General features: G+C 50.9%; 12 protein-coding genes. 3 read left to right on the top strand and 9 right to left on the bottom strand.

What is annotated here, in order from left to right:
- Window positions 1-74: 74 nt before the first annotated feature.
- From KDK13_RS17470 to yedF, 7 genes are all read right to left on the bottom strand, one after another.
- Window positions 75-1,283, bottom strand: a complete 1,209-nt coding sequence (locus tag KDK13_RS17470; protein ID WP_257286275.1) for an aromatic amino acid transport family protein — start codon at window positions 1,281-1,283, stop codon at window positions 75-77.
- 221 nt (window positions 1,284-1,504) lie between these two features.
- On the bottom strand, window positions 1,505-1,837 hold the full coding sequence (locus KDK13_RS17465; protein WP_257286274.1) for a PBPRA1643 family SWIM/SEC-C metal-binding motif protein: 333 nt from the start codon (window positions 1,835-1,837) through the stop codon (window positions 1,505-1,507).
- 276 nt (window positions 1,838-2,113) lie between these two features.
- Window positions 2,114-2,962: a S1 RNA-binding domain-containing protein gene (locus tag KDK13_RS17460; RefSeq protein ID WP_257286273.1), complete on the bottom strand. Its 849-nt coding sequence runs from the start codon at window positions 2,960-2,962 to the stop codon at window positions 2,114-2,116.
- Window positions 2,963-3,087: 125 nt separating this feature from the next.
- Entirely contained in the window at window positions 3,088-4,167 is a 1,080-nt protein-coding gene (gene selD, locus KDK13_RS17455) for a selenide, water dikinase SelD (RefSeq protein WP_257286272.1), read from the bottom strand.
- 33 nt (window positions 4,168-4,200) lie between these two features.
- Window positions 4,201-4,419: a DUF3343 domain-containing protein gene (locus KDK13_RS17450; RefSeq protein ID WP_257286271.1), complete on the bottom strand. Its 219-nt coding sequence runs from the start codon at window positions 4,417-4,419 to the stop codon at window positions 4,201-4,203.
- Window positions 4,416-5,600: an aminotransferase class V-fold PLP-dependent enzyme gene (locus tag KDK13_RS17445; RefSeq protein WP_257286270.1), complete on the bottom strand. Its 1,185-nt coding sequence runs from the start codon at window positions 5,598-5,600 to the stop codon at window positions 4,416-4,418. Before KDK13_RS17445 ends, KDK13_RS17450 begins: the two co-directional genes overlap by 4 nt.
- Window positions 5,597-6,295, bottom strand: coding sequence for a sulfurtransferase-like selenium metabolism protein YedF (gene yedF, locus KDK13_RS17440; RefSeq protein WP_257286268.1), 699 nt, complete (start codon window positions 6,293-6,295; stop codon window positions 5,597-5,599). Before yedF ends, KDK13_RS17445 begins: the two co-directional genes overlap by 4 nt.
- A gap of 280 nt (window positions 6,296-6,575) precedes the next feature.
- Here yedF and KDK13_RS17435 point away from each other — a divergent pair, with 280 nt between their 5' ends.
- Entirely contained in the window at window positions 6,576-7,184 is a 609-nt protein-coding gene (locus KDK13_RS17435) for a C-GCAxxG-C-C family protein (RefSeq protein WP_257286266.1), read from the top strand.
- Window positions 7,185-7,344: 160 nt separating this feature from the next.
- Here the strand turns inward: KDK13_RS17435 and KDK13_RS17430 are convergent, their stop codons facing one another.
- Complete coding sequence (locus KDK13_RS17430) at window positions 7,345-8,076, bottom strand: META domain-containing protein (RefSeq protein ID WP_257286265.1); 732 nt, start codon at window positions 8,074-8,076, stop codon at window positions 7,345-7,347.
- Window positions 8,077-8,543: 467 nt separating this feature from the next.
- Here KDK13_RS17430 and KDK13_RS17425 point away from each other — a divergent pair, with 467 nt between their 5' ends.
- Both KDK13_RS17425 and KDK13_RS17420 read left to right on the top strand, forming a co-directional pair.
- Window positions 8,544-9,218: a hemolysin III family protein gene (locus KDK13_RS17425; protein WP_257286263.1), complete on the top strand. Its 675-nt coding sequence runs from the start codon at window positions 8,544-8,546 to the stop codon at window positions 9,216-9,218.
- 98 nt (window positions 9,219-9,316) lie between these two features.
- Complete coding sequence (locus KDK13_RS17420; protein ID WP_257286262.1) at window positions 9,317-10,642, top strand: cysteine peptidase family C39 domain-containing protein; 1,326 nt, start codon at window positions 9,317-9,319, stop codon at window positions 10,640-10,642.
- Between the two features lie 43 nt (window positions 10,643-10,685).
- Here the strand turns inward: KDK13_RS17420 and KDK13_RS17415 are convergent, their stop codons facing one another.
- A complete protein-coding gene (locus KDK13_RS17415) occupies window positions 10,686-12,500 on the bottom strand; it encodes a DEAD/DEAH box helicase (RefSeq protein ID WP_257286261.1) in 1,815 nt (604 codons plus the stop codon).
- Window positions 12,501-13,001: the final 501 nt, after the last annotated feature.

Raw genomic sequence — 13,001 nt, 5'->3', positions numbered from 1 at the left:
TTTGACGAAGAAGCAGGAATTTTTAGACCAATTTATCGCAACCGCAGTAGGACAGTCTTAAGTCCGACAGGCTCTTAGCCAATAGACGGTAATACACCACCTATCACCCCAAACTGGGCAACAATCACCAAAAGCCCAATAATAATCGCAATGGCCAGTGCCGGAATACCACCGGCCACTTGATAGGGTTCTTCCATATGCAGCTTACGAACCTTCCAGACCAGTGCCACGGGAATAAATACCGCCAGAATCACCAGGGCCACAGCGGCATAACCAAGCGCCGTGACAAAACTTCCCGGCATAAAAATAGCCGCCAGCAGCGGGATCAATAGCGTCAGCGTAATGGTTTCGATGCGCCCCCAAATGCCATGGGAACGGCCAAACACTTCTGCCAAATAGTCAAATAGCCCAAGCGCTACCCCCAGAAATGACGTCCCCAGGGCAAAGGCGGCGAATGCACTGATCAGATAATCAAAACTGGACGTACCGGAATGGTTCCCTATGGCATCCATCAGCGACGTTACCCCATCCGGACGATGTGCCATGGTCACTACCACAGTAGAGGAAACCACACCAATCACCACCGCCATCCAGACAACGTAAATACTGAACGGCAGGGCGCTGCCACCAATCAGTGCATAGCGAAACCGCCGGGGTTTTCCCTGAACATACTGAACAACAGTGGGTACCGCACAGTGATAGCCAAATGAGGTATATAACACCGGCAGCGCAGCCAACAGAATGCCCGGGGTGCTGCTCTCCAGCCCGAGGTTACTCAAACTGACCTCGGGCAATAGCGAAAATACGATGTAAAGCAGTAAAACCAGCATCAGTGCAAACATCACCCGGTTGACCACATCAACGACCCGGGTACCGGTCACCACCAGAATGGCAACCAGCAACACCACCACCGTCGCCGTGATTCGAAAAGGCAGATGAACCCCCTCTTTTGCCAGCAGACTGCCCAGAACATTGGCCCCACCGGAAATATAAGCGGCGCACAGGGAATAATAGAGAAACAGCATGGCCACAACGGCAACACCCTGACCAACCGGCCCCATCAAACGCCCCATGACGCCATGCAGGTTCTCTGCTTCCGGGCAGGCCCGACAGGCCTCGGCAATCAACAGCCCGCCATAGGTTGATAATCCCCACATCAAAAACATCAGGAATACGCCCCACCCCAGACCTGTCAGTGCTGACACCAGGGGCAACGCCAGCATGCCGGCACCAATGGAAGTACCGGCAACCAGAAGGCTGCTACCCAACGTCTGACTTTTCATAGTCGGTCCACCTGTTTGTTAAAACCAAAGCCACTAAAAGTGGCTTTTGAAAGTGGGAGTCTTAATAAGATAGGTCGACAAGATGACTCGATAAATAACCTGTCAGCACTAATAATGGATCGAATTAGAATTTTTTCTACTTATCAGGTTATTTTGTCAGAAGGGGATGGCCTGTTGAATTTTTGCGGGCTGGCAATAAAAGCTCAACAGGCTCCTGCCGATCAGCCGCAGCACTTTTTATATTTTTTCCCGCTGCCACAGAGGCATGGATCATTTCGTCCCGGCACTTTTTCCAGTACTGTCGTTTTAGGTGTATCTTTCAATAACTGCAACGCCGAGGTATCTTCCGGGGCCTCTTCATCCACGTGAATCTGACAAAACCAGCCATTTTCCAGAAACTCTGTTTCCAGCTCAGCCCTGCGCTCTTCAGTCTGAACAGTAAGAACAGCAGGGTTCTTTTCAGTCCCGAGACGAGCTTGCTTCTTACCGTCGAAAACCCGGTAGGCCTGCTTGTCGTCAATCTGAAGATTGGTCTGGGTATAAAATTTGCCCATTTGATCACCTGTTAAGCTGGGATACGTTGACCTCTCGGAACGAGAGCAAGAGGAAATGCAAAACCGTAGTATTTTACTGGAAGTCCCGGACATTAGCCACCCGCCAACGCCTTGTGCCAGTGTTCAATAACAGGCGACACCTTCCCTCACAGAATGTCGTCCGCGATACCATGATTGCAAAGTGCCGGATCGTTGAGGAGCGTGGGTGGAGCAATTAACGCTCCACCAGCTGTATTTATAAAGCCGTGTTTATAAAGCCATGTTTAAAAGAAAAGCCTATAAAAGACGAATACCATCGTCATCAATACTGATCCGGCGTTCTTTGTATAGCCCGCCAATCGCCATTTTGAACACCCGTTTACTGACTGAAAACTCCCTTTTGACTACCGCAGGGTCAGTACGGTCATTGAAAGGCAAAAAGCCATTCTCTGCCTTCAGCCTGGCAAGAATCACCGTGCCCAGGTCATTCATTCCCTGTTTATCAAAGCCCGGCTTTTTCAGGCATACATCCAGTTTCTGATCAGGCCGGACCCGTTTAATAAACCCGTCAAACTTCATTCCCATCCGGATTGGCCTGTCGATATCCTGGTCAAAAATAACCCCCAGGTATTTATTGTCGACAATTGCCGTATAACCAATATCTGTCCGGTCACCAATCATCAGTGAAACCGCCTGACCATTATTGTACCGATGTGGTGTTTTTGATGAGATTGAATCCAGAAATTTGCTTATTTTCGAAGACGCAACGATCCGGTAACCCTGCTGTTCCTGATAGACATAAACCACATAGAACTGGTCTTTGACCATGCGCTCTTTCTGTTCACTGAATGGAACCAGCAGCTCTTTTGGCATATTCCAGTCAAGGAATGCACCAATGCGATTGGTATCGGTAACTTTCAGGCAGGCGAATTGCCCGACCTGAACCCTGGGGCGGAGTGTCGTGGCAATGGGGGCATCATCAGAGTCCAGATAGATAAAAACATCCAGCTCATCACCCACCTGACACCCTTCTGGCACAAAGCGTTTTGGCAGCAGGATGTCGTCCAGCATACCGCCCTCAAGAAATGCACCAAAATCCAGAAGATTGACCACCTTCAGGTGGTTCATTCGACCTATTCTAACCATGAACCTGTCCGGCAATAAAAGCGGGCGAGAATTATATCATTCCAGTGGCAACTCTGCCGTCATCAGCAGCAAAAATAATGCCGCAGTCTGGTTGACAGGTTACTCCACAATCATTACTCCACAATTTACTCCAGAATCAGGGCAACATCTTCGCCATCTCTCGGTAATACCTCACCGATAATCGCCGCCTGCGGATGCAGGCCAGAAGCGTGCAATTCTGCCAGTATGTCATTCGCTAAGGCCCCAGGGGCACAGATTAACAACCCACCGGAAGTTTGCGCATCACAGGAAAGCATCTTCAGGTTGTAGTCCATTCCCTCACGGAAGCGGGCATCATCACTGACATACTGCAAATTGCGGAACGCCGCCCCCGGTATACAGCCATCGTCAAACAGCTCATAGGCTTCATCCAACAGCGGCACTTGCTGCATATCAAGGTGCAAGGTCAGCATGCTCCCATTGGCAATTTCACGGGCATGTCCGAGCAGACCAAAACCGGTAACATCCGTTGCACAACGAGTGCCGTATTTCACCATGATTTCAGCAGCGGTTTTGTTGAGCAGTTTCATCTGCGCCAGTGCCTTCTGATAGGCTCCAGCACTGGCCATCTGCTCCCGATGGCCAGAGATCAGTGCGCCAATGCCAATGGGTTTGGTCAGTATCAGTTTATCGCCAACTTGTGCCTGACTGTTGCTGATGACCCGTTCCGGATGGACTGTACCGATCACGGCCAGACCAAACTTGGGGGGATGATCCTCAATGGTGTGGCCACCAACCACCAGCGCCCCCGCCTCCATGGTCTTGTTCTGCCCGCCTTTCAGAATCCGGGCGAAACCGCTCACCGGCAACTCACTGGTAGAGTACATCATCAGATTCAGCACCATCAGCGGCTTACCGCCCATGGCAAACACATCACTCAGGGCATTGGCTGCGGCAATCTCACCAAATTCCACCGGATCACTGCACACGGGCGGGAAGAAATCGGTGGTAAAGATCAGCGCTGTTTCGTCGTTGATCCGATAGACCCCGGCATCATCATGGGTGGAGATGTCCACCAGCAGATCAGGGTGACCAGGAAACTGCAACTCAGTCAAAATCCCGGCTAATTCCGTCGGTGACAACTTGGCAGAGCAGCCGCCATACTCAACGGTTTTCAGCAGATCAATGCTGTCTGTTGACGGCTGTGTTAACGATTGCGAAGACATAAAACGCTCTCAACTTTCTTGTTATTCCGTATTCTATTCCGTATTGGCAAGGATCGCAGCCAGACCAGCCTGCTCCAGTTGCCGTTGTACCTGTTCAGCTAAGCCGTTGTCCACCTCAAGGCACATACCACACTCGGACGAAATCTGACGGGGCACTGGTACAACTTCGCAGGCAATATTGCTGTCTCGGCAAAACGCCTCTGCCTTGATCGCCAGACGCATGGAAGGCAGCAGCAAAAAGGATCGTTTCATACGCGGCTCTCTCTGGTGCTCTGCCTGGAGATAGCCGCCAGGGCAGTGATCAGATAGTCAAAATCAGCTGTCGTATGCAGTGGTGACGGTGACAAACGGCAACTGCCATCAGGAAAGGAGTTCAGGAATTGATGGGCGAGTGGTGCACAATGCAGTCCCGGACGGGTTTCTATACCAAACTCTTTTTCCAGCCTCCACGACAGAGTCGCCGCATCAATACAATCGTGCAGCAGGGAGATCACTTCGCCCTGGGCATCGCGGTTTTCGGTGCGCTGAATACGATAACCCGGCAGCGCCTCGATGGCCTCCATTAACGCAAAAAAGTCGCCACGACTGTGTTGCGACCCGGGCACATTGTCCAGTGCCGCTAATAACCCGTAAATACCAACCATATTGGGTGTACCCGCTTCAAAGCGGTCGGGCATGGTCTCCGGCATGGCCAGATGCTCGCTATTACTGCCAGTGCCACCAAGATGTAACGGCTGCACCGTGTCGGGCTGGCGAATAAACAAACCGCCTGTACCCGGTGGGCCAAACAACCCCTTGTGTCCGGTAAATATCAGATAATCAATACCCCATTCATCCACTCGCACAGGCAATTTCCCCAGCGATTGAGAGGCATCCACCATCAACGGTATCTGTCCAATCGCCTGCCTGATCTTCGCCAGTGGCTGAATAGCGCCGTTGACATTACTCTGGTGATTAATAATCACCAGTCGTGTGTTATCGGTCAGAACCGGAGCAATCAGATCAGGCTGAACGACACCATCAGCACCAGCCGGTAGTTGTCGAACAGTTATCAGCCCGCATCCTTCCAGCTGCGCCAGTGGTCGTGCAATAGCATTGTGCTCCAGAGGTGAAATCAACACTTCTGCTCTGGTAACTGCCTCAGGGCTGGTGAAGTCGATGCCTTGCAAAATCACATTGGCGGCGTGTGTCGCATTGTTGGTAAAGCAGAGATGCTCAACCTGGCTGATATCCATCAGTTGCGCCAGACGCTCCCGGCAACGCTCCACCACAGTACTGGCCCGAAATGCACGGGCATGGGAGGAACGCCCATAACTGCCACCTTCCTCCAGCAGGTAGCGGGTCATCGCCTGGGCGACAGCCGCCGGTTTGGGGAAAGTGGTGGCACTGTTATCGAAATAGGTTAAACAGCTGGTCATGGATAAACGGCTCATGGATAAACGACATGGCCGGTCTTGGCGATCTTGTCAGCAATCTCATACATATTGGAGATACGCCCTGCCACCAGCGTCTCTTTGATGGCAAAGAAATCGACACAGGCTCCACAAACGATCACATCAACGCCATCCTCTTCGAGTGTCCTGAGTGCTGCCTCTGAGCCAGAGCCCTGATTGGCTATCAAGGCACCGCCATTGTAGAGAATAATGGCCGTGGGTTTGTTCTCTAACTCACGCAGTGTATTGAGATAACCCTTGACCAGCAGTCGGCCCAGATCATCATCCCCATGTCCCATACAGTCACTTTTCAACACGACGATATAGTTGGCTGGCTGGTTGGCTGGTTGCTGCCCAACGGCAAGGCTTACTTCGGGCGCGGTGTTTGCCGCTGACTTTGCCCTGGCCGCTGCATTGGATATGGCGCTATCGGCTGCACGAGAAGCAACGATGACCCAGCAATCGTCGCCTTCCTTTTGCACACTCGGCCCGGCACCCTGATCGTTCAGGAAACTGACCAGGTTGAGATGGGCTATATCGTTATCCACCAGTACCTGAAACTGCTCACCGGCTGCCAGTGTTTTCCAGAGTCGCCGGGTTTTTATCAATGGCTGGGGACAGAGATGCCCCCGCATATCGAGAGTGTGTAACTCCGGGGTTGCTGATGTTGTTGGCTTTTGTGATTGATCTTGCACAGGGGAACCTCATGTCGCTGTGTTCAATAGACAGCAATTCTGCTGGCAGGGACGATATACGAAAAAGCGGCCCAAAGGGATAGAATTGTTACCCATTAGTTGTGGCAAATTGCACAATTAATGATCTACGTCAGTGTTAATTGAGCCTCGCTTCAAAGAGAATCGCTCTCAATTTTATTGCCCCCTGATTCAAGCTCCAGCTTGCTGCCTGCTGAACGTAGCACAGGGTCCGTATCTCTTAGAGAAGGGCCTTTAGAGAAGATCCTGTGGAGAATTTATTATGCCTATCCCGAAAAGAACCCAACCCAACAGCCATCTACCCGCAAAAGAACAGGCCATTGCCAACCGCAGGGCCGAGGGATTGCGACGTTATTCCGAAGCCAGCGACAAGATTCGCATCGAGGCCGAAACGCTCTATCGCAACGACAAATTCCTCTGTTCAGAAGCGGTCTTCACGACAGTTAATGATTATTTAGGGCAACCCGCTGACGCCCGTATGGTCAAAATGGCATCGGGATTCCCAGTCGGTATGGGGATGGCTGGTTGCCTCTGTGGCGCACTCTCCGGTGGGGTTATGGCGCTCGGGCTCAGCCATGGTCGGGAACAGGCCGGTGCCGAGATGGATAAGGATATGTTTCCCATTTCCGCCGAGTTGCATGACCGCTTCATCAGGCGTAATAAAAGCACTTGCTGCCGCAAACTGATCAAGGATGTGGAATTTGCCTCCCAGGCACATCGGGAGCAATGCATCCGCTTCACCGGTGAAGTGGCTGCCGATGTGATCGACCTGATTGAGAACGGCATCACCCTGGTGGATATGACCGATGAAGGTAAAACAGAAAACCCGGCAGATTGTGGCGGTTGCGAACCACAGCCCCGGAGTGCGTGACGGCAATCACCCTGAATGACCTGTGGTGACAGGCGTTCGGCCTTGAAGTAGTCCGAACCTTACTGGCCGAGTGTAATGAAGACAACAGCAAGTGCGCACCAGAACAGGGCGCACTTTATGCACCTTTACCGATTCAGTGTTACCGATTCAGTTTTACCAATCATTGCTGTACCGGAGCAGACTTAAGCTGAACAGAGGGCTTCACAGCCGTAATAAACATCACCTGGCCATTCTGGATCACTTCCGCCAACAGCTCATAGTTGCTGTCTGGATTAACCAGCTCGGGCGCATAGTTAACCATATAATCCACCACATCCACATTCCCGCCTACCTGGATTCGCTCAATGCCAATGATACCTGCCGGGTCATTGGGCATGGCGCTATCTTGCAGAACCACAATAATTTCAGAGCCCGGGGCAAAAGTACCTTCACTGGCAGCAATCTGGCCACTCACATAGGCTGACTCCGCAACGTAGGTCAGTTTCTGGTCACCACTGCGATTATTCAGCATCAGCCCATTCTCTTTTATGGCGATATTATCCAGTTTGGGGAAGGCTGCCAGATACTCTGCCTCCTTGGTCATAAAGGGTGCCGGGCAGGCGGCCCGGGTGCCTCCCATCGGGGTAAAGTGAATTTTATTGTTGGCAACCTGGTAACTGCCAAAGTAGCGGTTACACTGAGCCTGACCACTAATACGTCCATCCTGGGCAGTCGCAGGCCGAAGCTCCATGGTTACTCTTGGACCCGATGCGGCCTGACCGTTCATTGACGTCAATACCCAGGTCTTTTTCTCAACCAACTGGGGGTCAACACTGGTCAGCTTGTGGGAACTGCACCCGAACAGAGCAGCACCTGCAGCCAAAACAATACAAGAGTGGATCAACCTTTTCATGTCATACTCCAGCTACGGGAATAAAGATAAACCTGAAGGCTGTTGGACTTAAGGGACTGCAGCAAGAATCCTGGCGAGAATCGTCTTAAGTACGAGAGCCTCCCGGGGGAAAGCCATCAGCGATAGCCTGTAGAGGGTGACTGCCTGGGACAGAGTGGCCTGACCTCCGCAAAACATGGCCCTTTGATCAGCCAGAAAATCAGCAGCTGATAGAAATAAAGTAGTCGATCATCAGGTATTGCCGCCATTCTAATTTATCAGTCCGGGAATCCACCCGAACGTGGACTTCCCTGCACACGGTTTTATCAATCACTCGTGTATTGACTACTTTAAAGATGACCCTAAACGTGTTTCCAGTCATTCATGACAGTTAGTAAACCCCGGGAACTGAGGCGCATAATACCTATGCATTAAGGTGTAAGATTCAGTATGATCAGAAACACTGGCACAGAGTAAACAACCGATTTATGGCTCCAAAATCTACAGCAGCAAACAAACTTATCAGCCGGGGCTACAGCCTGGCTGAAGAGATTGCCAATAGTATTACCCACGGCCTGGGGGCCCTGCTGAGTGTTGCCGGCCTGACACTGCTGGTCACCTTTGCTGCCCACCAGGCTGATGTATGGCGGGTGGTCAGTTTCAGCATCTACGGCACCACCATGATTCTACTATTCCTTGCCTCCACGCTTTACCACAGCTTTCAGCACCCGAAAACCAAGAAAGTTTTCAAAATACTGGATCACTGTTCCATCTATCTGCTGATTGCCGGAACCTACACGCCTTTTCTTCTGGTTAGCATGAGAAGCGTCACGGGCTGGATTCTTTTTGCGGTGATATGGACGCTGGCAGCACTGGGCATCATCTTCAAAGTGGTGTTTGGATCAAGATACAAAAAACTGTCCATCAGTACCTACATTCTTATGGGATGGCTGGTGCTGATTGCTTCCGGAGAGCTGGCGGATAATTTATCAACTGGCGGAATATACTGGCTGGTTGCCGGTGGGTTACTTTACACCGTTGGCGTGATTTTTTATTTGTGGAAAAAGCTGCCCTTCAATCATGCGATCTGGCATCTGTTTGTGCTGGGAGGGTCTGCCTGTCACTTCTTTTCGGTTTTGTTTCATGTATTACCGCCAGTCTAAATAAAAATTTTGAATAAAAAAGCTTTCAGGTTCTTTGGAAACTTTTTGGCGTTAACTCAGTCAAATGAGTAAATAAATTTAAAATCAAGGTAACTATCATGAGCCCCCTGAAGGAACTCCAAACCAGTTTTGCTGGCCTGGGCTTAAACGTCAATGACAGAAACAGTGATGTTTGTTCAGGCGAAACATTAGCTTCTAAAAAAACAGCTTCTAAAAAAACAGCTTCTGAAAAAACAGCTTCTGAAAAAACAGCTTCCGAAGCAATAGCTTCCAATGGACGCCTTGCCAGGCCTGTCCCAGCAATACCTCCTACCTCGAAGCGAAGTACACCATCCTCACGCCAGGACCTGTTCCATCGCCTTGGCCTTGAAACAGCAAGGCGACAAAGCGTCGGGCTGCCAAGCATCAGGATTAACCCTGGAGAGCTTTCAGGAAGGCCCGCTCAACTCAGCCCACAACCTGGCCCACAACATAGCCCGCAACCTGACCCAGAAGCAACATCCCCTTCAATCAGCCAGCAATATCAGCAAACCCAGTCTTGTGGTGGCATCGTTAGCAAACCTTATGATAAAGATACTCAAGCGCTCAGGGATAAACTCATTCAATTAGCCAACATACCAAAATCTGTATATCCGAGGACTTACCCAGACCTGGCAGTTTGTGACACCCTTAAAGGGAGCAGAAATCGAGAATCAAAACAGTTCAAAAATATTTTTGATTATATTATGAGCCGATATGACCTGCTGTCTAATAGCTATTTTAAAAATCATTTAGTCTCGAAAAACTTACCAGAGGAGCTATTCAAGCCCGGAAATACTTTGTGCAACATTCCGGTGACTATTCTGGAATTTGTTGTTCATTTTCTTTTCCCGGAAGACCATATCCTCAAAAACATATCTTTTTCTGGAAAACACGGTTACCTGCTTTCCTACAGTGATGATGAAATTTTACACGTGTACCAACCTGTAAGAACCGAAATTACCCGTGGGATTGAGGGAGCTAAACCGGTTGAAGTCAAGTATACCGCTAATGAAAGACCGATCATTCAACAACAGGCAACCAGAGGCTGTGCTTATGCAGCCGCGGTGATGTTAATGTATCAGCATAATAAACGTTCCTTTTCGGTAAACACCCTGATATCAACAAACCTTGGTGACAGCCTTATATCCCAGGCACTGTCTTCAGCGGGTTTATTCCCATTTAAAACCCGGTTTGCAAATCTTGAAGAACTGGCCCTTGCGGTCAATCGGGATGGGTCAGCAATAGTCTCAGTGAGTTTCGCAACAGGAGCTCATTTCGTTATTGTTGATGCGGTTACAGATACATCGGTTCTTATCCGGGACCCATACCACGGCTGGGAGGTTGATATCCGCCGGGAGGCATTTGAAAAATCCTGGGAAAAAGACGCCATTCAGGTGAAATAGCCGCTAATCCGGGCTACTGAAAAACCAGTAGCCCGCAGAACCATTAACGATTACCGTTATTATCGCGACGTGGACGACGATCACCACCACGACCACCTTCACGGCGGCCACCTTCGTAGCGACCGCCCTCCTGGCGACCACGACCACCATCACGACGGCCACGGCGCTCTGATTGAGGCTCATCACCCGTCCACAGTTTCAACTCCATTGGCCGGTTGCGAATCCTGGCCCCTTTCAAGGCTTCAATAACGTTCTTGTCCATCCCTTCTGGCAGATAGACTGACGAGCAGTTATCAAACAGTCGGATATGGCCAATACTCTGTCCGGAGATTTTGCCTTCATTGGCAATGGCCCCCACCAGGTCACCCGGATTGATGCCCTGGTCACGACCCAGCTCTACGCGGTAACGCACCATGCCATCATTGTTGCGTTCACGGCCACGCTCACCACGTCTTTCGCCATCACGACGCCTGTCCCCACGCTCAGGACGGTCACCACGCTCACGACCTTCACGACGAGGCTGCTCGGGTTCTTTGGCATCCGGGAATGGGCGTTCTTTCTGGGCCATAAAGCAGAGTGCGGCTGCCATATCTTCATAACTCAGGGCGTTTTCCTGCTCAAGCTCAACAACAATCTCACGGAACACATCCAGCTCTTCGCCCATGTCCATTGCCTTGATGACATCTTCCTTGAACTGACGGATACGGATATCACGCACGTCACTCATGGAAGGCAAACGCATGGTATCAATACGCTGTCGTGTAGCACTTTCAATGGCACGAAGCATTCTTCGCTCACGATGGGTAGCAAACAGGATAGCGGTACCCTCACGGCCAGCACGTCCGGTACGGCCAATACGGTGAACGTAGGCTTCCGTATCGTAAGGGATATCGTAGTTCACGACGTGGCTCATGCGCTCGACATCCAGGCCTCTGGCGGCTACGTCAGTAGCAATCAGAATATCCAGGGATTTTTTCTTGAGACGGTCAACCACTTTTTCCCGCAGTGCCTGACTCATATCGCCATTCAGTGCCGCGGCCGCAAAACCACGGGCTTCCAGTTTTTCAGCCAGTTCAACCGTGGCGGTTTTGGTGCGCACGAAAATAATCATGGCATCAAAAGGTTCCACTTCCAGAATACGGGTCAGGGCATCCAGCTTGTGGAAACCGCTGACCATACAGACTTTCTGGGTAATGGTGTCAACGGTGGCGGTTTTCGCTTTAATCTCAACCGTCGCAGGCTCTTTTAAGTGAGTATCTGCAATTTTACGGATCTGGTAAGGCATGGTGGCAGAGAACAATGCCACCTGACGGTCAGCGGGCGTCTGCTCCATGATCCATTCAATATCATCCACGAAGCCCATACGCAGCATTTCATCCGCTTCATCCAGGACAACGGTTTTCAGATTGTCCAGTTTCAGGCTTTCGCGACGCAGGTGGTCCATGACCCGACCCGGTGTGCCGACAATCACATGGGTCCCACGCTGCAGGCTGCGCAATTGGCCACGCATATCCTGGCCACCATAAACGGGCAAAACATGGAACCCTTTCATATGACGGGCATACCGTTGAAAGGCTTCTGCCACCTGTATAGCCAGCTCACGGGTCGGTGTTAATACCAGAACCTGGGGATCACGCTGCTTCAAATCAACGGCTGACAGCAATGGCAATGCAAATGCGGCTGTTTTTCCCGTACCGGTCTGCGCCAGGCCCAGAAGGTCACGACCTTCCAGGAGGTGAGGAATACTTTGTGCCTGTATGGGTGATGGGCTCTCATAGCCGACATCCTGAACGGCCTTGATTACCGCTTCCGACAGGGGAAGGTCCGCAAAAGTCATCACGTTGTTGGTATCAGTCATTTGATACTCCATAAAATAAAAATGCCGCTGCAAGAATGGGTACGAACATCACGCTTACCTCAGGCGGCATTTTAATAATCAGAAAAACAGCAACCTATAGCACCCTCTGCAGCAAATTTGACAGACAGAAACGTTAGGACGGTGCGATGCGCCAGAGGTTTTCGGAAACATCGCAGGTCATGGACTTTCTGGTGCTACTACCCGGAACCGATGCCTGTGATCCTGAGTTCCGAATCGCCTGTGAGGTCCACGACTGCGTTTGGAGAGGCTTGATGAACAAGCTTGGCCTGCATTGGCCGAGGATAATAAGATCTATTGATCTTCCCGTGGCTGAACTCTTGATTGTCTTTCAATAGACGTTCAATAAAGCAGACAGTTTACTTTTCAGCCGGATTAAATGCAGGAAACGAAGCGCCAGGACTTCCCAATAATACCCCGGGTCCAACAAAAGGATTACGCCCGGGCTAGGAGGCTGACCGAGAATAGCGCCCGTAGCGAGGA

The sequence above is a fragment of the Endozoicomonas sp. SESOKO1 genome, assembly GCF_024606265.1.
Lineage (GTDB): Bacteria > Pseudomonadota > Gammaproteobacteria > Pseudomonadales > Endozoicomonadaceae > Endozoicomonas.
The sequence above is the reverse complement of the archived record's forward strand: the minus strand, read 5'-3'. Positions and strand labels throughout refer to the sequence as shown.

What these genes read in the sequence shown, in the direction of transcription:
- KDK13_RS17470 (WP_257286275.1), bottom strand. Translation starts at nt 1,283, where the DNA reads ATGAAAAGTCAGACGTTGGGTAGCAGCCTTCTGGTTGCCGGTACTTCC.
- KDK13_RS17465 (WP_257286274.1), bottom strand. Translation starts at nt 1,837, where the DNA reads ATGGGCAAATTTTATACCCAGACCAATCTTCAGATTGACGACAAGCAG.
- KDK13_RS17460 (WP_257286273.1), bottom strand. Translation starts at nt 2,962, where the DNA reads ATGGTTAGAATAGGTCGAATGAACCACCTGAAGGTGGTCAATCTTCTG.
- selD (WP_257286272.1), bottom strand. Translation starts at nt 4,167, where the DNA reads ATGTCTTCGCAATCGTTAACACAGCCGTCAACAGACAGCATTGATCTG.
- KDK13_RS17450 (WP_257286271.1), bottom strand. Translation starts at nt 4,419, where the DNA reads ATGAAACGATCCTTTTTGCTGCTGCCTTCCATGCGTCTGGCGATCAAG.
- KDK13_RS17445 (WP_257286270.1), bottom strand. Translation starts at nt 5,600, where the DNA reads ATGAGCCGTTTATCCATGACCAGCTGTTTAACCTATTTCGATAACAGT.
- KDK13_RS17435 (WP_257286266.1), top strand. Translation starts at nt 6,576, where the DNA reads ATGCCTATCCCGAAAAGAACCCAACCCAACAGCCATCTACCCGCAAAA.
- KDK13_RS17430 (WP_257286265.1), bottom strand. Translation starts at nt 8,076, where the DNA reads ATGAAAAGGTTGATCCACTCTTGTATTGTTTTGGCTGCAGGTGCTGCT.
- KDK13_RS17425 (WP_257286263.1), top strand. Translation starts at nt 8,544, where the DNA reads ATGGCTCCAAAATCTACAGCAGCAAACAAACTTATCAGCCGGGGCTAC.
- KDK13_RS17420 (WP_257286262.1), top strand. Translation starts at nt 9,317, where the DNA reads ATGAGCCCCCTGAAGGAACTCCAAACCAGTTTTGCTGGCCTGGGCTTA.
- KDK13_RS17415 (WP_257286261.1), bottom strand. Translation starts at nt 12,500, where the DNA reads ATGACTGATACCAACAACGTGATGACTTTTGCGGACCTTCCCCTGTCG.